This is a genomic window from Parvibaculum lavamentivorans DS-1 (genome assembly GCF_000017565.1).
GTDB lineage: Bacteria > Pseudomonadota > Alphaproteobacteria > Parvibaculales > Parvibaculaceae > Parvibaculum > Parvibaculum lavamentivorans.
In genome coordinates, this window is sequence record NC_009719.1 from 2,267,922 (window position 1) to 2,285,268 (window position 17,347).

The window sequence follows — 17,347 nt, forward strand, 5'->3', positions numbered from 1 at the left end:
GAGAAGGGGAGCGTTCCGCCGACGTTACTAAGGGGGCGGGGGCGCGGCAAGGTGGGGGCATGAATCCTCCCCCCACCCGTGCTAAAACCTCCCCAACAAACAAAAACGGGGAGCGCATCATGGGACGCTACAAGGACACCTACGACGCCTGGAAGCGCGATCCGGAAGGCTTCTGGGCGGAGGCGGCGAAGGAGATCGACTGGTTCAAGCCCGCCGATAAAATCCTCGAAGAGAAAAACGGCCTCTCCCGCTGGTTCGTCGGCGCCGAAACCAATTCCTGCTGGAATGCGCTCGACCGCCATGTGAAGGCGGGCCATGGCGACCGCACCGCGCTCATCTATGACAGCGCCATGCTCGGCCGCGTGAAAAAATTCACTTACGCCGAACTCCTCGACAAGGTCGCGACCTTCGCGGGCGTCCTCCAATCCCACGGCATAACGAAGGGCGACCGCGTCCTCATCTATATGCCGATGGTGCCGCAGGCCGCCGTCGCCATGCTCGCCTGCGCGCGGCTGGGCGCGATCCATTCGGTCGTCTTCGGCGGCTTCGCGGCGAAGGAGCTCGCGACCCGCATCGACGATGCCAAGCCGAAGCTCATCGTGTCTGCCTCCTGCGGCCTCGAGCCCGGCCGCGTCATCGCCTACAAGCCGCTCATGGACAAGGCGATCGAGATGAGCGCGCACAAACCCGCCGCCTGCATCGTCCTCCAGCGCGAGATGGAAGAAGCGCCGCTGATCCCGGGCCGCGATTTCGACTGGAAGGCGGAGATGGACAAGGCCGCCGCCGCGAACAACAAGCCCGATTGCGTGTCCGTCGCCGCCACCGACCCGCTTTATGTCCTCTACACATCCGGCACCACCGGCAAGCCCAAGGGCGTCGTCCGCGACAATGGCGGCCACATGGTGGCGCTCAAATGGTCGATGAAAAATGTCTACGACATCGACCCCGGCGACACGTTCTGGGCGGCCTCCGATGTCGGCTGGGTCGTCGGCCATTCCTACATCGTCTATGCGCCGCTCTTTCATGGCTGCACCACCATCCTCTTCGAGGGCAAGCCCGTCGGCACGCCGGATGCCGGCACCTATTGGCGCATCATCGCGGAGCATGGCGTGAAGGCGCTCTTCACCGCGCCCACAGCCTTCCGCGCCATCCGCAAGGAAGACCCGAAGGCCGAACTCGTCGGCAAATACGACCTCACGAAATTCGAGGTGCTCTATCTCGCGGGCGAGCGCGCCGATCCCGACACGATCCAGTGGGCGGAGCAGGCGTTGCAGCGGCCGGTCATCGACCATTGGTGGCAGACCGAAAGCGGCTGGCCGATGGTCTCGAACCCGATGGGCATCGAGCGGCTGCCGGTGAAGCACGGCTCGCCCTCCGTGCCGCTGCCCGGCTATGAAATCCATGTCGTCGACGAAGCCTGCAAACAGGTCGGGCCGAACACGACCGGCGCCATCGTCGTCAAGCTGCCGCTGCCACCGGGCTGCCTGCCGACGCTCTGGGAAAACGAGGCAGGCTTCCGCGAAAGCTACCTCGCGGATTATCCCGGCTACTACAAGACGGCCGATGCCGGCTTCCTTGATGAAGACGGCTATCTCTACGTGATGAGCCGCACCGACGACATCATCAACGTCGCCGGCCACCGCCTCTCCACCGGCGGCATGGAGGAAGTCCTCGCCGCCCATCCGGACGTCGCCGAATGCGCCGTCATCGGCATCGCGGATGCGATGAAGGGTCAGGTCCCGGTCGGCTTCCTCGTCCTCAATGCGGGCGTCGCGCGCCCCGCTGCCGAGATCGAGCAGGAAGCCGTACAATTGATCCGTGAACGGATCGGCCCCGTCGCCTCCTTCAGGAAAGCGATGGTCGTCCAGCGCCTCCCGAAAACCCGCTCCGGCAAGGTGCTCCGCGGCACCATGCGCAAGATCGCCGATGGCGCGGAATGGACCACGCCCGCCACCATCGACGACCCGGCGATCCTCGACGAGATCAAGACGGTGCTGGAGCGGGAACTGGCGCGGTAGGGGAGAGGGCGTCCCTCAAATAAAAATGTTACCCCGGCGAAAGCCGGGGTCCATGGGCGGATGACAAAAATACGCAAGTCAGATGGATCCCGGCTTTCGCCGGGATGACACAGTATTTATATCCGCTATCGCCACAGGTCAGGAGCCCATCAGCCTCTCCCGAACGAGAACCGGCTTGATCGCCGGTTCGAGCAATGCGCTCGCCGCCTCCCCGGCATCGTAGACCGTCACGAGCCGCTCGGGATGTATGTGCCCGCAACGCGCAAGTTCGAGCACCTTCGGAATATGCGGGCCGACATTGGGCAGGCCGAACGACATCGACACGCCGCGCAGATACATGTCCCAGTAGGGAATTTCCGGGTCCTTGAGCAATATCGAAAGGTTCGACAAATGTCCGCCGGGCGCGAGACACAAGATCGCCGCGCGCAAGGCGAGGGCGTCGCGGGTCGCGCCAATGACCACGGGGAAGGCGCGCGTGAAAGCCTCGGGCAGCGAGAGATGCGGGCGAGCGCCCAATTCCCTTGCCGCTTCGCGCCGCCGTTCATCGGCATCGACGAAGTCGACATGCCTGGCGCCGGCTGCAAGCGCATGTTCGGCGGCGAACAGGCCGAGGCTTTCGACGCCGCTCATCACGAGCACCGGCGCGCCGGGGTGGCGCGCAAGCCCGGTCGTCACGCCGATATAGGCATCGGTCAGATTATCGCTCGCACTCGCTACCGCGACGGGATCGACGCCATCTGGAAGCGGCTGCAGCATGGCATCGGCATAGGGCACGCGCACTTCCTCTGAAAAGAGTCCGCCCCAGTCGCCGCCGATCGAAACGCCATAGCCGCTGAGGCCCGGATGCGCTTCGCAATGCGCGGGCATTCCGGCGCGGCACGGGCCGCATACGCCGCAATTGATGTGCCAGGGAATGACGACGACATCGCCCGGGCGCACACGGCGCACCTTGTCTCCGACCGCCAGCACTTCGCCCACCGCTTCGTGGCCGATGGCGAAAGGCGGTGCGAATGGCGTCGCGCCCGCAAGGATGCGGCGGTCCAGGTCGCAGGTGGTCGAGGCGATGGGCCGGACGATGGCTTCGAGATCCCCGGCGAGTGCAAGCGCGGGTCGTTCCTGCCATTCGAGCTTGCCCGGCGCGGCATAGATGAGTGATTGCATGATGATCCCCTTGGGTTGACGGGCGCATCATACATCAATATTGTTGATGTTAAAGTCAGGCGTTGGTGGCGATCGCCTTCATCACCTCGGCCCAATGCTTTTCGGCGGTCTTGCCGGCGCGGCGGAAGGCCTCGCGCATCACATCGCGCTCCGCTTCCGAGGCGGCATGTTCTATCGCGCGGCCGCTCTCGGTCAGGTGAAGTCCCTTCGAGCGGTGCTCGGTGGGATTGCGGCTGACGGCCACGAAGCCCCGTTCCTGCAGCTGCTTGAGCGGGCGATGAAGGGCCTGGGCGCTGATGCCGAGATTGTCGCGAAGCGCCCCGACCGAAATGCCGTCGAACCGCGCGATGACGAAGAGAATGCGGTGATGGGCGCGGCCCATTCCGTGCTCTGCGAGCAGTTCATCGGCCTCGCGCGTCATGCCCTTGAGGCCGAAATACATGAGTTCGAGGCTGGGATCGAGCGGATCGATAGCCTTTAGGTCAACTCTGTTGACGCGAGTGAGTCTGGGTGGTTGAGTCATCGCCTATTTTTAGCGCGATGCGGAGGGCGAAAGAAAGCCCGGTGTGCATTGAAGTGGAGAGTGGTTTGAGCGAGCAGAGAGGGGCCGACTATGCGGTCATCGAGATCAGGGGCGATGTAGACCGGCCGGTGGGCGAGGTATGGCCCATTGTCGGAGGTTTCTTCGATCTCGATAAGTGGCTCGGCGTTCCGTGCGTCGCTCAGTCCGGCGATGGCGGCATAGGCAGCATTCGTCTTGTCGGCGACGCCATTATCGAGCCGATGATCGGGGCCACGCAATATTCCTATACCTATGCCCAGACCGAAGGCCCCATGGCGCCCTTTTTCTATCATGGCACCGTTGCGTGCGAGGGGCGTGGTGAGGCGCGCGCGACGATCGTCTACACGCTCGTTTACGACCAGTCGTCGATGGATGCGCAGAAACGCGCTTCCGAACGTACACGGATCGAAGCCCGGTTCGGCGGTGCCATCGAGGCCATGAAACGCGCGGTGCTGGCATGAACGCCGAAATCCCGAACCACAGCGAAGCGGGGCTGAAGCTTATCCGGAGCGTTTTTGCCGGCGGCGGCTTCGGGCGCGGCATTGGCCAGACGCTCGGGCTTGTCGGCGTGTCGGCGGATCCGGGTGCCGTGGTGCTGGCGGGCGACCCGTCGGAGGATCATCAGAATCCGCTCGGCACCGTTCATGGCGGCTATGTCGCGACCTTGCTCGACGGCGCGATGGCGCTTGCGCTCCAGACATGTCTCGATCCCGGTACGCCTTATGCGACGACCGACCTCAACATCAATTATCTGCGCGGCGTCAAACTGAACGTGGGAACGGTCCGCGCGGAGGGCAGGGTGATCGATCTCGGGCGGTCGCGCGCGCTGGCGGAAGCACGCCTCGTCGGTCCCGACGGACAGCTTCACGCCTTTGCGACGGGGAGTTTTTCGGTCCGGCGGTGAAGCGGGCCGCGGAACAAGGCACCGGGCGTGGGAGAACGCCCTCGTTTTCCCCCTCCTTCTCCCCATATATGCCCCTCAACAAACAATACGCCCCCGCACAAGCCGCGCGTTCCCATGGGCGCGGCGCAGGTGCTATAACGCCCGCTTCCGGCGACCCCCTTTGGGCGGCCCCCTTCGGGCGACAAGGAGTATCCTCATGGCTTCCGGCAATACACTCAGCGGCAAGGTCGCGATCGTCACCGGCGGCGCCAGCGGCATCGGGCGCGCCATAGCGCATGCCTTCGCGAATGAAGGCGCGAAAGTCGTCATCGCCGATGTCGAGGAAGAGACGGGCGAGAAGACCGCCGCCGAAATCGTGGAAGGTGGCGGCGAGGCGATCTTCCGCTATTGCGATGTCGGCGAGCGTCTCGATGTGCGCAATCTCGTCTGCGCGGCGGGCGATGCTTTCGAGAAGGTCGACATCCTCGTCAACAATGCCGGCGTCGTCTCGAAGGGCAGCGATTTCCTGACGCTTGAGGAAGAAGAATTCGATCGCGTCATCCGCATCAATCTGAAGGGCCATTTCCTTGTCGGCCAGGCGGTGGCGCAGCGCATGGTCGCGCAGATCGAGGAAGGCCATGCGCCCGGCACCATCATCAACATGTCGTCGATCAACGCCGTCGTCGCGATCCCCGCGCAGGCCGCCTATTCGGCGTCGAAAGGCGGCATCAAGCAGCTCACCGAAGCCATGGCGCTCTCGCTCGCGCCCTACGGCATCCGTGTCAACGCCATCGGTCCGGGCACGATCCAGACCGCGATGGCCGGCAACGTCAATGAGAACCCGGGCGCGAACAAGATGCTCCTGTCGCGCACGCCGCTCGGCCGCGTCGGCCAGCCGGAGGAAATCGCCTCCATCGCCGTCTTCCTCGCCTCGGATGGCGCCAGCTACATGACCGGCCAGACCGTCTACGCCGATGGCGGCCGCCTCTCGCTCAACTACACGGCCTTGCCGATGGCGAAAAAGAAGGGCGAGGAGAAGAAGGAGTAGGGCGGGGACAAGTTTTCGTGGCGCCAGACGCAAATTTATTTATCCCCCAAGTCTCCCTCTCAAATGTCATCCCGGCGAAAGCCGGGATCCATGGGCGGGGCGGCCGGGAGAGGGCGGGGATAATTTTTCCAAATCCGCGTATCGCTCCGTACACAGACGGATAGAAATCCCTCTTTGTGACAGTTTCATAACAGTCCGGTGACAGTCGAAGCCCGAAACGAAAAAGGCGCGGTTTCCCGCGCCTTTTGAATTGTGACAGTCGGTGCGAAAGAGGCGGGGATTACTCCTCGTTCTCCTCGTCGATCTTGACGTCCTTGAGCTTCGCGAAAACGCTGTCGGCGTCGTAAGTCCTTTTCTCCTCGTCCACTTCCGGCTTCTTGTCCGGCTGGGCGATGGTGGCGTGGACGGGTGCCGTCGTTTCGCTCGCGGGCAGCAGCGTTTCCGAGGTGCCGGCGGCCTTGTTCGCCTTCTTGCGTTCGCGTTCGGCCTTGCGGGCAGCCTTCTGGACGGCCGCGTCGAGTTCGATTTGCGTGCAGAGTCCGAGGGTTACGGGATCGACCGGCTTGATGTTCGGTGAGTTCCAGTGGCTGCGGTCGCGCACGGACTGGATCGTCGGCTTGGTCGTGCCGACGAGCTTGGAGACCTGCGCATCGGTCAGTTCCGGGTGGTTGCGGAGCAGCCAGGCGATGGCGTCCGGGCGGTCCTGGCGGCGCGAAACGGGGGTGTAGCGGGGCCCCTTGCGCACCGGCATGGGCGGCAATTTGTATTTGCTTTCAGAGACTTGCAGCCGGGTCGAGGGGTCTTTCTGGCAGCGTTCGATTTCCGCGCGGCTGAGCTGGCCGGAGGCCACCGGGTCCATGCCCTTGATGCCCTGCGCCACGTCGCCATCGGCGATCCCCTTCACTTCCAGCACGTGAAGGCCGCAGAAATCCGCCACTTGATCGAAAGTGAGCGACGTATTCTCGACGAGCCAGACGGCCGTCGCCTTGGGCATAAGGGGTTGGGTCATGTCGGTTCCTCTGATCCACCCGGGGCTTCCCGGATAAACCGCTTTCATGTCCATCGATGAGTGGATTAGGCCGTTATATAAGGCGAAAAGCCGGTCATTGAAAGCGGGAATGAGCGGGTGCGGACGAAATGTGAAAAAGGCCGGAATCCCGAGGAATTCCGGCCTTTTGATGTTTGGTATCCGAGGGTTAGCGGTTGATCTCGGTGATCTTCGTGCCCTCGATGCTCACGCCGGCCATCAGGCCCGACTGGTCGAAAATGAACGCATAGGCGTCCTCTTTCAGCGTCGAAGTCGAGAGGTTCTTGGCGATGCCCTCATCAACCACGACCACCGTCGGGCCAACGCCGACTTCCCAGCCATGCGAGTCCTTCAGATATTTCACGGCTTCGTCATTCATGAGGAAAACCGCATAGCCGTAGGACTGGGCGCCGGCCTGCAGACCCCAGGAACCGGTCACGGAGTTGTAGTAATTGTTGACCTTGCCGTCTTCCATCAGCACGCCTTCACCATAGGCGCCGCCGAAAACGAGGCCGGCCTTCACGATGCTCGGAAAGACGAGAATGGCTTCTGCCTTTTCGGAGATGTCCTTGGCGACAGAGTTGGTCTTGTAGAGCTTGTCGAGCGCGTGCTGCGCTTCGGTGTTGAGATCTTCCGCCGTTGCGGCCTTTGCGGTGTCAATGGTTCCCAGTGAAACCAGCGCCGCGGCTGCGAAGAGGACTGCCATCAGGCTGCGCCGTGTTGTGGCCATGTTGTGTGATCCCTGTGTAATGAAAATCGTCCGGCGGCGTTCCTTGCCGCCTGCCGTAACTACGGTTCAGGGAAAAGAAGGTTCCGTAAGTCGGGAACCTCGCGTCAGACCGTCAATACGATCTTGCCGATATGGCTGCTTTTTTCCATAAGGGCATGGGCTTTTGCTGCATCCGCCAGCGGAAAAACGCTGTCGATCTGCGGCTTTACGCGACCGGCATCGAGTAGGGGCCACACTTTCGTCTTGAGTGCCGATGCCAGCGCCGCCTTCTCCTCGATGCTGCGCGGCCGCAATGTCGAGCCGGTCAGCGTCAGCCGTTTCAGCATGACCGGCATGAAATTCACTTCCGCCGTCGATCCATTGAGAAAGGCGATGGAGACGATCCGTCCATCTGTCGCGCAGGCCTGAATGTTGCGCGCAATATAATCTCCGCCCACCATGTCGAGAATGACGTCGACGCCGCGTCCATCCGTCAGCCGCTTTGCTTCGGCCACGAAATCCTGCTCGCGGTAATTCACCGCCGCATGCGCGCCAAGTTTTTCGCACGCCGCGCATTTCTCGGCGGAGCCCGCTGTTGCGATCACGGTCGAGCCGAAAAGCGACGCGAGCTGTATCGCCGTCGTGCCGATGCCGCTCGAACCGCCATGCACGAGAAGCGTCTCGCCGGGTTTCAGCGCACCGCGCTCGAAGACGTTGGTCCAGACCGTGAAGAATGTTTCCGGCAGCGCCGCTGCTTCCGTCATCGTGAAGCCTTGCGGTACGGGCAGGGCATGCGCCTCATGTGCGAGGCAGTATTCCGCATAGCCGCCACCGCCGACCAGCGCGCAGACCTTGTCGCCCGCTTTCCACATCGTCACGCCGGGTCCCGTCGCAACAACTTCACCCGCGACCTCGAGACCCGGCGTTTCGGGGGAGCCGGGCGGCGCCGGGTAGAGGCCCATGCGCTGGATCGTGTCGGGGCGGTTGATGCCGGCAGCCGCGACCTTGATGAGGATTTCGCCATGGCCCGGCTCCGGGGTCGCGATCTCGCGCAATTCCAGCACCTCAGGGCCGCCCGGTTCGCGGATGGCTATGGCTTTCATGGTTTTGGGGAGCGTCGTCATAGGCACCTCGGAGGATTTCAGGGCGCGGGCCGGGTTGCAGGTCTAGCCTGCGCTCCGCACACTGGCAACCGCAGGCGGCGAGCGAAGGAGAGGCAGGATGGACAGTGACGATCTGGAGCCGCGCAAGCGGCGCGGCGAGGCTCTCACAGCTTTGGCGAAGGAAGATCTGAGTCTTCTCGGCATCGAGGAGCTGAAGGACCGAATCAGCGCATTGGAGGGTGAGATTGCCCGAATTCGGGACTATCTGGCCCGAAAGCAAGGCTCGCTCTCCGCTGCGGAGGCGGTGTTCAAAAAATAGTCAATTCCGGTAAGTTCTTGGAAAACATCCTTTTTGTGGCGGTCTTCAGGCGCTGTCGCGCGATCTGGTGCCCGCGTCAAATTGCCACAAGATTAACTTCCTGTTAAGAATGGCGGCGCTAGGGTGACCTTGCGTAATCCAGTCTTCTGGATTTCTGAGTGGCTCCTATCCACTCTGTTTGACGCCTCCCTGTTAGAACTTGAGCCGCGGGCATCCCCGCGGCTCTTTTTTGTTGTTCCCAGCCATCGTCCCGTCCCTGCCCGTTTCAGTGGCACGGATATTGATCCTCAAGACCCTGTATGTGCCGCTTTGGGGCAGGAGCCCGCGGCGGGATCAAGGACGGGATGGGGAATCGCGGGATGAGTGTTCACGAAATCGAGAATGGCGAAGAAGTCGCCTTTGCGGGCGCCGAGTGCGTCACGCTTGCGGAATTCATGGCCTCGGGGCTTTTTCAGCGCACCTACAATGAGGGGATGCGTCTGGTCGAGGAAACCTCGGCCTATCTGGACGGTCCGGGCCGCCAGGCTGCCCGCGGGCTCCCCCGCGAGGCGTCGCTTGCCTATGCGGGAGAAAGCATGCGCCTCACCACGCGGCTGATGCAGGTTGCCTCCTGGTTGCTGGTCCGCAAGGCCGTGCATGAAGGCGAAATGAGCGCCGAAGAGGCCAATTCCGAGAAATACCGCCTCGCCACCAAGGAAATTGCGCGCCAGCCCCGCTTCGACGGCGTGGATACCTTGCCGCAGCCATTGCAGGAGCTGATCGGGCGCTCCGAACGGCTTTATGCCCGTGTCGAGCGTCTGGATGCCCGTCTGCGCGAAGGTGTCTCTCCGATAGCGCAGGATCATCCGCTTGCCGAGCAGTTACGGCGGGTGGAGCTCTTTTTCCGCGAGAACCTCGCCACGGATGTGTCGCGCCGCGAGTTCGGCCGTCGCAGAAAACGCCCGGACTGAGCCGGTTCACATATCCGGACAACAAAAAAGCCCCGCAATGCGGGGCTTTTTCATGTCTTGTGGCGCTGAGCCTAGCTGCCGATGAAGCCGAACTTCTTCTTGAAGCGGCTGACGCGGCCGCCACGGTCGAGGATCTGCTGACCGCCGCCTGTCCATGCCGGATGCGTTGTCGGGTCGATGTCGAGCACCAGCGTGTCGCCTTCCGACCCATAGGTCGAGCGGGTCTTGTAGGTGGAGCCATCGTTCATCTGAACCGTGATGAAGTGGTAATCGGGATGCGTGTCTTTCTTCATGGCTTACGGCTTCCTGAAGGAGGCCCGGTCAGGGGCCGTCGGTGTCCTTGAAAGTGGCGCGCAAAAGCCCCCGCAATCGGAGGCTGCGCTGCCGGAATGGGGGCTTATAGCGAAGCCCCGTTGCTGTGGCAAGGCCAGTCTCCACCGTCCTTATGCCGCCTCGGGGCCGTTTCGCGCGAAGATGCCGCAGTCTCCGCCCGCTCCCGGCGTTGCCCCGGCAAGGCGGAGGTTGCTATACCAGCCGCGCGCGAAAAATATGCCCGGGCGGCCTTAAAGCGATAGGGTGCCCTCCCGCAGCACGAACCGGCGAAAGCGCATGAGCGATATATCAAACCCGGTCGTCGAGGCCATCGAGGAAGAAGCGCAGCGGCGCAAGCCCGCAAAGGCCGTGAGGCCTATCCTCCGCTTGATGCCTTTCCTTGTGCATTACCGGGGAATGCTGACCCTCGCCCTTGTATCGCTTGTCCTCGCCACGCTCGCCACGCTCGCCATTCCAATGGCCGGCCGACGCCTGATCGACAATGGGTTCAATCGCGAGAGCGCCGCCTTCGTCGACCAGTATTTCATTGCACTTGTTCTCGTTGCGCTCGTTCTCGGCGTCGCCAGCGCCGCCCGCTTCTTCTTCGTGAGCTGGATCGGGGAGCGTGTGGTCGCGGATATAAGGCGCGCGGTTTACGAACATGTCCTGCAGCTCTCGCCGGCATTCTTCGAAGTAACGCGGACAGGTGAGGTTCTCTCGCGTCTTACCGCCGATACGACGCTCATCAAGACGGTTGTGGGCTCATCCGCCTCGATCGCGCTCCGTAACATCTTTCTGTTCTTCGGCGCCGGCGCGATGATGGCGGCGACGAGCCCTTATCTTTCCAGCCTCGTCCTCCTTGCCATTCCCGCCATTCTTCTGCCGCTCATCGTGTTCGGCCGCTGGGTGCGGCGGCTTTCCCGCTCCGCGCAGGACAGGCTGGCCGATACCAGTGCCTTCGGAACGGAAAGCCTCAACGCCATCCAGATCGTCCAGGCGTTCACTCATGAGCCGATCGACAATGAGCGCTTCGGCAGCACGGTCGAGAGCGCCTTCGATACCGCACGCTCCCGCATTCTTGCCCGAGCCATCCTTACGGCCCTGATCTTTTTCTTCGGCTTGTCCAGCGTCGTCGGCGTGCTCTGGGTCGGCGCGAATGCGGTCCTGGCCGAGACGATGACAGGCGGCGAGCTCCTCGAATTCATCCTCTATGCGGTGTTTGCGGCCTCGGCCCTCGCTGCGCTCTCCGAAATCTGGGGCGATATTCAGATGGCGGCGGGCGCGACGGAGCGCCTGATGGAGCTGCTCGACGTCGAACCGGAAATCGCCGCCCCCGCGCAGCCTCAGGCCTTGCCGGCACCGCGCGGCGAAATCGCCTTCGACAATGTCACTTTCGCCTATCCGACACGGCCTCATGTGTCGGCTTTGCACGGCTTTTCGCTTGCGGTGGCGCCCGGTGAGACGGTTGCGCTTGTTGGACCCTCGGGCGCGGGCAAAAGCACTGTCTTCCAGCTTCTCCTGCGCTTCTACGATCCGCAGTCGGGTCATGTGCGGCTCGATGGTGTGGATATCCGAGATGCGGAGCCGCGCGACGTTCGCGGCCGCCTCGCCGTGGTGCCGCAAGAGACGGTCGTGTTCGGCACCACCGTCGTCGAGAACATCCGGTATGGCCGTCCCGAAGCAAGCGAGGATGAAGTGCGCGCGGCGGCGCGGGCGGCGCGGATAGATGACTTCATCATGCAGTTGCCCGATGGCTATCAGACGCAGGTGGGCGAGCGCGGAGTGACGCTTTCCGGCGGTCAGCGGCAGCGCATCGCCATTGCCCGTGCCATTCTCCGCAACGCACCGGTATTGCTTCTGGACGAGGCGACGAGCGCGCTCGATGCCGAAAGCGAGACACTTGTGCAGCAGGCGCTGGAAGGTCTGATGGCGGACCGGACGACGCTGGTTATTGCGCATCGTCTCGCCACCGTTTTGAAGGCCGATCGCATCGTGGTGATGGAAGAGGGGCGCGTGGTCGCCTCGGGCACGCATGACGAGCTTGTCAGGCAGGGTGGACTTTATGCCCGCCTCGCGCGGCTGCAATTCGCAGGTGATCGGGATATGCTCGACGAAAACGCGCGGGCGAATGCCGGTGCTGCCGTTTAACAATCTATCGGGGGGAGTGATGTCCAGGCATTGGCAGATCGCGGGCTATGTGGTGCTCGCGCTGGTTGTGATCGTCAGCGTGCTTACCTGGCGCTTTTTGTCGGCGTCCGGATATTTCACCGGTATCCGGCAGGAAATTGCAGCCGATTGCCGTGCCATCGAAGCGATGCCGGGCCCCGAGGATATCGCGATCGATCATGAGCGCGGCCTTGCCTATATCTCGGCCTATGATCGCCGCGCGGTCCGTTCCGGCGCGCCGGGCGGGCAGGGCGTTCGAGGCGGCATCTATGTCATCGACCTCAAGCAGCCGGAAGCCGAGTGGGCGTTTTATCCGGTGACCCCCCCGATGCCGGCGGATTTTCGTCCCCATGGCATCAGCCTCTATATGGGCGAGAGCGGCGCGCTTCGGCTGTTCGCGGTCAATCATCCTGCGGGCGGCGGCGAAGCGGTCGAGATATTCGACGTCGCGGAAGACGGTTCGCTCTCGCACGCGAGAAGCGTCACTGATCCTCTCTTTGTGTCGCTCAACGATGTGGTCGGTGTCGGCACGGACAGCTTCTATGCCACCAACGATCATGGCTCCGGCGGCATAAGCAGGATGCTCGACGATGCGTTGCTGCTGCGGAATGCCAATGTGGTCTATTTCGACGGTGAAGCCGCGCGCATCGCGGCGGATACGCTCTCCTATCCGAACGGCGTCAATGTCAGTCCCGATGGCGCGACGCTTTATGTCGCCTCGACACTCGGCATGAGCCTCAATATCTACAAGCGTGACACTGAAACGGGGAACCTGACGCCATTCGATCATGTTCGCCTCGGCACCGGCGTGGATAACATCGACGTGCTGCCCGACGGCACGCTGTTGATCGGCGCGCATCCGAAGCTGCTCGACTTCCTTGCGCATGCATCCGACCCGGCGGAGCTTTCGCCGAGCCAGGTCGTGCGGATCGAACCCGGCGAAAAGAAAGCAGGCACCATCTACCTCAATTTCGGCGAGGAAATCTCGGGGATAAGCACTGCCGCGGGCTATGGCGACAAGATGTTGCTTGGTCAGGTCTTCGAGCCGCAGCTGCTTGTGTGCGACCAGTCGTCCGAAATTCGCGCCTACTAGATCAACGCTCCGTCAGCTTGAATTCGATACGGCGATTGCGGCGGTTTTCCGCAGTGCCACGACCATCGGCCAACGGGTGATATTGCCCGAAGCCTGCTGCGACGAGCCTGTTCTGCGGCACGCCTCGTTCTACCAGGTAGTTCACGACGGCGATGGCGCGGGCGCTGGAGAGATACCAGTTCGATGGAAACTGCGCCGTCGCGATCGGGTTGGCGTCGGTGTGACCGTCGACGCGCAAGACCCAAGGGATATCGTCGGGAATCTCGGCGGCAATCTCGCGCACTGCTGTCGCTATCTTGTCCAGTTGCTCCTTGCCCGATGGGTTGATGTCCGCGGAACCTGACTCGAAGAAGATTTCCGATTGCATGGCGAAGCGGTCGCCTACGATCTCGATGTCCTGACGGTCGCCCAGAATGGCGCGCAGGCGCCCGAAGAATTCCGAGCGGTATTTCGCCAGCTCCTGCACCTTCTGAGCGAGAGCGGCATTCAGTCGGCGGCCGAGATCGGCGATCTGAACCTGTTGCTCGCGATCTTTCAGTTCGGCGGCTTCAAGCGCCGCTTCCAGTGTTGCGAGCTGGCGGCGGAGCGCGGATATCTGCTGGTTCAGAAGCTCAACCTGAGATAGTGCCTCGCTCGAAAGTTTCTGTTCCTCGGCCAGCTTGCCTTCGAGTTCAGCGACACGCGTGCCGGACGCATCGTCGGCGAGGCTGGCAAGCCGGTCTTTTTCTGCGGTCGCCGCTGCGAGCGAGTCCTGCAGCGACAGGATCGTTGCCTGCAGATCGGCCTTCTCGCTCCGTTCAAGGGCGAGCTGGTTCACGAGTTCGGCGATCTGGCTGCGCAGGTTCTCCAGCGCGGAATCCTTGTTGCTGACCAGCTGGCTCAGAAAGAACTGCGTGATCATGAAGATGGTCAGGAGGAAGATGAGCACCAGCAACAGGCTCGACATGGCGTCGACGAAGCCCGGCCAGTAATCCGCGCTGGGAGCGCGTCCTCGAATGCGTCTGCTTGAGAGCGCCATGATGCGTCAGTCCTCGCGCAGATGGCGGGCGATTTCCTCGAGAACCGGCTGCAAGCCCTGCTGGTTCTGCGCCATCTGGCGGATGAGTTGCTGCTCGTTCCGCATCTGCTCGGTCAGCGCCGTTATCTGGCCCGTCAGCGCCATCAGGGAGGCGCTGGAGGGGCTTTCTCCGCTCGACAGGGATTGTTCGATGCTGCGCAGGCGGCGTGCCGTCTCGTTCAGCAGGGCGGGGCCAGAGGGGTCGATCTCGCCGAGATTGGTCACGGTGGAAAGCCATTCCTCGAGTTCATTGTAGAAGCGGTTTTGAGCCTGGCCCGCCTGCAGGTCGAGAAAGCCGAGCAGGAGCGATCCAGCCAGGCCGAACAGCGAAGACGAGAAGGCCGTGCCCATGCCGCGCAGCGGGCCGTCGAGGCCGGCTTTGAGATTGGCGAAGACGGTGGCTGGGTCCGCCGTTTCGACGCTGAGGCCCTGGATCGTGCCGGCAACCGAGGTCACCGTTGTCAGCAGGCCCCAGAAGGTGCCGAGAAGGCCGAGGAAGATGAGGAGGCCGATGATGTAGCGGGATATTTCGCGTTGTTCGTCGAGCCTCGAGCCGAGCGAATCGAGGATCGAGCGCATCGACATGGCGTTGAGCTGCATGCGGCCTTTGCGGTCGCCGAGCATGGTTGCCATGGGCGCGAGCAGGCGAGGCGGCGGAGGCGGGGCAAGGCCCGGATCGGCACGGCGGAAATCGTTCACCCAGCGGACTTCGGGGCCGATCGCCTGTACCTGGCGGTAGGCATAGAGGATGCCGATGACGAGCACGCCGAGGATAAGACCGTTCAGTCCCGGATTGGCGAGGAAGGCGATCTCGATTTGCCGATAGAGGATCGCTACCACGAAGCAGGCGAGAATGATGAAGAGGAACATTCTCGTCAGGTAAGTTCGCGGTTGAGAAAGCCCGAAGCCGTCCTTGTAGTCCTTCGCCATACGTCTTTGCCCCTGTCAGAGCGGCGGTATGTCAGCCGCCGAAAAGCTTGATATCGACGCGGTCCGGATGGCCGCTGTCGGAGGTGCCGCCCAACGCACGCACCTGAATGCGTTCCACGACAATACCGCTGGCCATGAGTTCCCGACGGACCGATAGCGCCCGCCGCAGCGACAGGCGCCGCGCGGCTGAGGATTTGTCGTGTGGCGGTCCGGCATAGGCTTTCAGCTCCAGGCGGCCGCTTCTGCTGGTGAAATCTTTGGCGAAGGCGACGAGTTTGTCGCGCGCGCCTTGGCTGAGCGCGGATTCATCCGGTTCAAACATGATGCGAAGCAGGGCCTGTTCCGGCGGCGCCAGGGGCGCTTCCGCCGCCTTGGCTCCGTTGCCGATTGCAAGCAGCAACACGAATGCGAGCAATGTCGCCGCGCCGCGAGCGGCGGGCGCTTTCCCGGTATTGAAGGTCATTCCGTCATCCGTAGCTGCCCCGGGCAATCCTGTTGCCAGTCTAGGCATGTTCGCACGATGGGAACAGGCCTCGACACTTTGGCTGTAGGCCGTGAATCGGGCAGAATTCGGGCTGTGTGGAGATCAGACTTGCCGTGCGGTCAGGCGGGTTTGCGGGCTTTTTTCAGGACGTCGCCCAGCTTGCGGCTCAGCATGTCGTTGCCGGCGACAATGCCGCCGGTGTTCAACATGTCATCGCGGCCATTGAAGTCGGCCACGAAGCCGCCCGCCTCGCGCACGAGGACGATGCCGGCGGCAATATCCCAGGCGGCGAGGTTTGCTTCCCAATAGGCATCGAAGCGACCCGCCGCCACATAGGCGAGGTCGAGCGAGGCGGCGCCCATGCGGCGTATCCCGGCAACTTCGTTCATGACGGCGTTGAGCTCGACCGAAAAGCGCTCATGATCGGGACGGCCGATATGAGGAATACCCGTCGCGACGACCGCCTGGTCCATTTCGCGGCGTGCCGAGACGCGAAGGCGACGGTCGTTCAGGAAAGCGCCCTGGCCCTTTTCGGCGATGAACATCTCGTCCGATATCGGATTGTAGACGAGGCCTGCAACCAGCTGCCCCTCGCGTTCCAGTGCGATCGAGATCGCGAACATCGGAATGCCGTGCAGGAAGTTCGTCGTCCCGTCGAGCGGGTCGATGATCCAGCGATGCGACTTGTCCGCGCCCTCTACGACACCGCCTTCTTCCATCAGGAAGCCGTAGCCCGGCCGCGCCTTGGAAAGCTCCTGGAAGATGACCTTTTCGGCCTTCTTGTCGGCGGCGGTAACGAAGTTCGCGGGGCCCTTCAGAGATACCTGAAGGTTTTCCACCTCGCCGAAGTCGCGCTGAAGTCCTCGCGCGGCCTTGCGGGCGGCTGCAACCATGACGGCCATTGAAGGGGTGTGGCGGGACATGCGGCTCGGCTCAGTCGGCGCGGCGAAGATAGGTGACTTCGTTCGTGTCGACCACGATCCGTTCGCCGGTGGTGATGAAAGGGGGCACCATGACGCGTACGCCATTTTCAAGGAGCGCGGGCTTGTAGGAGCTAGTCGCGGTCTGGCCTTTTACGGTCGGCTCGGTTTCGGTGATTTCGAGCACAACCTGGTCGGGAAGCGAAATGCCCAGCGCCTTGCCCTCGTGGCTTTCAACCGTCACCTTCATGCCGTCCTGCAGGAAGGCGGCGCGGTCGCCGACCCATTCCCTCGAGAGTTCGATCTGCTCGTAGGTCTCATTGTCCATGAAGGTCAGCATCCCGTCATTCTCGTAGAGATACTGATAGTCCTTCTGCTCGAGGCGCACGCGCTCCACGGTTTCGGCGGAACGGAAGCGTTCGTTCAGCTTGCGGCCATCGACCAGGTTCTTCAGTTCCACTTGCGCAAAGGCGCCGCCCTTTCCGGGCTTCACATGCTGCACTTTGACTGCCGCCCAAAGGCCGCCCTCATGCTCGATAACATTGCCGGGACGGATTTCGTTGCCGTTGATCTTCATGGGACGCTCGGTTGTGGAAAAATTGCTG

19 protein-coding genes are annotated in these 17,347 nt (G+C 62.7%); 8 read left to right on the plus strand and 11 right to left on the minus strand.

The genetic code is table 11. The features are described from left to right. Nucleotides 1-116: 116 nt before the first annotated feature. Nucleotides 117-2,018 carry a propionyl-CoA synthetase gene (locus tag PLAV_RS10550; protein ID WP_143710313.1) on the plus strand — a complete coding sequence of 634 codons (1,902 nt, stop codon included), beginning with the start codon at nt 117-119 and terminating at the stop codon, nt 2,016-2,018. Nucleotides 2,019-2,156: 138 nt separating this feature from the next. On the opposite strand, the gene PLAV_RS10555 is transcribed toward PLAV_RS10550, so the two are convergent. Beyond that, on the minus strand, nt 2,157-3,179 hold the full coding sequence (locus PLAV_RS10555) for a zinc-dependent alcohol dehydrogenase (RefSeq protein ID WP_012111003.1): 1,023 nt from the start codon (nt 3,177-3,179) through the stop codon (nt 2,157-2,159). A 55-nt stretch (nt 3,180-3,234) separates the two neighbouring features. Continuing rightward, on the minus strand, nt 3,235-3,702 hold the full coding sequence (locus tag PLAV_RS10560) for a MarR family winged helix-turn-helix transcriptional regulator (protein ID WP_012111004.1): 468 nt from the start codon (nt 3,700-3,702) through the stop codon (nt 3,235-3,237). Between the two features lie 65 nt (nt 3,703-3,767). Here PLAV_RS10560 and PLAV_RS10565 point away from each other — a divergent pair, with 65 nt between their 5' ends. From PLAV_RS10565 to PLAV_RS10575, 3 genes are all read left to right on the plus strand, one after another. After that, a complete protein-coding gene (locus PLAV_RS10565; protein WP_012111005.1) occupies nt 3,768-4,202 on the plus strand; it encodes an SRPBCC family protein in 435 nt (144 codons plus the stop codon). Next, the gene (locus PLAV_RS10570) at nt 4,199-4,645 is read left to right on the plus strand and encodes a PaaI family thioesterase (protein WP_012111006.1); all 447 of its coding nucleotides are present in this window, start codon (nt 4,199-4,201) and stop codon (nt 4,643-4,645) included. Before PLAV_RS10565 ends, PLAV_RS10570 begins: the two co-directional genes overlap by 4 nt. Before the next feature lie 196 nt (nt 4,646-4,841). Further along, nucleotides 4,842-5,672, plus strand: coding sequence for an SDR family NAD(P)-dependent oxidoreductase (locus PLAV_RS10575; RefSeq protein ID WP_012111007.1), 831 nt, complete (start codon nt 4,842-4,844; stop codon nt 5,670-5,672). A 280-nt stretch (nt 5,673-5,952) separates the two neighbouring features. Here PLAV_RS10575 and PLAV_RS10580 read toward each other — a convergent pair whose 3' ends face one another. From PLAV_RS10580 to PLAV_RS10590, 3 genes are all read right to left on the minus strand, one after another. Next, nucleotides 5,953-6,681 carry a DUF1013 domain-containing protein gene (locus PLAV_RS10580; RefSeq protein ID WP_012111008.1) on the minus strand — a complete coding sequence of 243 codons (729 nt, stop codon included), beginning with the start codon at nt 6,679-6,681 and terminating at the stop codon, nt 5,953-5,955. A gap of 187 nt (nt 6,682-6,868) precedes the next feature. After that, complete coding sequence (locus PLAV_RS10585) at nt 6,869-7,429, minus strand: lipid-binding SYLF domain-containing protein (protein WP_012111009.1); 561 nt, start codon at nt 7,427-7,429, stop codon at nt 6,869-6,871. 104 nt (nt 7,430-7,533) lie between these two features. Next, the gene (locus PLAV_RS10590; RefSeq protein ID WP_012111010.1) at nt 7,534-8,532 is read right to left on the minus strand and encodes an NAD(P)H-quinone oxidoreductase; all 999 of its coding nucleotides are present in this window, start codon (nt 8,530-8,532) and stop codon (nt 7,534-7,536) included. Nucleotides 8,533-8,629: 97 nt separating this feature from the next. Between PLAV_RS10590 and PLAV_RS10595 the strand changes: the two genes are divergently transcribed. Both PLAV_RS10595 and rcdA read left to right on the plus strand, forming a co-directional pair. Continuing rightward, entirely contained in the window at nt 8,630-8,830 is a 201-nt protein-coding gene (locus PLAV_RS10595) for a DUF1192 domain-containing protein (RefSeq protein WP_012111011.1), read from the plus strand. Nucleotides 8,831-9,189: 359 nt separating this feature from the next. After that, nucleotides 9,190-9,780 (plus strand): protease adaptor protein RcdA, encoded by a 591-nt coding sequence (gene rcdA, locus PLAV_RS10600; RefSeq protein WP_012111012.1) that lies wholly within the window; start codon nt 9,190-9,192, stop codon nt 9,778-9,780. A gap of 71 nt (nt 9,781-9,851) precedes the next feature. Here the strand turns inward: rcdA and rpmE are convergent, their stop codons facing one another. Further along, nucleotides 9,852-10,073: a 50S ribosomal protein L31 gene (gene rpmE, locus PLAV_RS10605; RefSeq protein ID WP_012111013.1), complete on the minus strand. Its 222-nt coding sequence runs from the start codon at nt 10,071-10,073 to the stop codon at nt 9,852-9,854. Nucleotides 10,074-10,389: 316 nt separating this feature from the next. Between rpmE and PLAV_RS10610 the strand changes: the two genes are divergently transcribed. Both PLAV_RS10610 and PLAV_RS10615 read left to right on the plus strand, forming a co-directional pair. Then, entirely contained in the window at nt 10,390-12,240 is a 1,851-nt protein-coding gene (locus PLAV_RS10610) for an ABC transporter transmembrane domain-containing protein (protein ID WP_012111014.1), read from the plus strand. A 19-nt stretch (nt 12,241-12,259) separates the two neighbouring features. Continuing rightward, a complete protein-coding gene (locus tag PLAV_RS10615; RefSeq protein WP_012111015.1) occupies nt 12,260-13,351 on the plus strand; it encodes an SMP-30/gluconolactonase/LRE family protein in 1,092 nt (363 codons plus the stop codon). Nucleotide 13,352: 1 nt separating this feature from the next. On the opposite strand, the gene PLAV_RS10620 is transcribed toward PLAV_RS10615, so the two are convergent. The 5 genes from PLAV_RS10620 to efp form a co-directional block, all read right to left on the minus strand. Beyond that, entirely contained in the window at nt 13,353-14,369 is a 1,017-nt protein-coding gene (locus PLAV_RS10620; RefSeq protein ID WP_012111016.1) for a peptidoglycan -binding protein, read from the minus strand. A 6-nt stretch (nt 14,370-14,375) separates the two neighbouring features. After that, complete coding sequence (locus PLAV_RS10625) at nt 14,376-15,338, minus strand: hypothetical protein (RefSeq protein WP_012111017.1); 963 nt, start codon at nt 15,336-15,338, stop codon at nt 14,376-14,378. Between the two features lie 31 nt (nt 15,339-15,369). Next, nucleotides 15,370-15,801, minus strand: a complete 432-nt coding sequence (locus PLAV_RS10630) for an OmpA family protein (RefSeq protein WP_041535955.1) — start codon at nt 15,799-15,801, stop codon at nt 15,370-15,372. A gap of 140 nt (nt 15,802-15,941) precedes the next feature. After that, nucleotides 15,942-16,745, minus strand: coding sequence for an inositol monophosphatase family protein (locus PLAV_RS10635; protein ID WP_012111019.1), 804 nt, complete (start codon nt 16,743-16,745; stop codon nt 15,942-15,944). A 10-nt stretch (nt 16,746-16,755) separates the two neighbouring features. After that, nucleotides 16,756-17,319 carry an elongation factor P gene (gene efp, locus PLAV_RS10640; RefSeq protein WP_012111020.1) on the minus strand — a complete coding sequence of 188 codons (564 nt, stop codon included), beginning with the start codon at nt 17,317-17,319 and terminating at the stop codon, nt 16,756-16,758. Nucleotides 17,320-17,347: the final 28 nt, after the last annotated feature.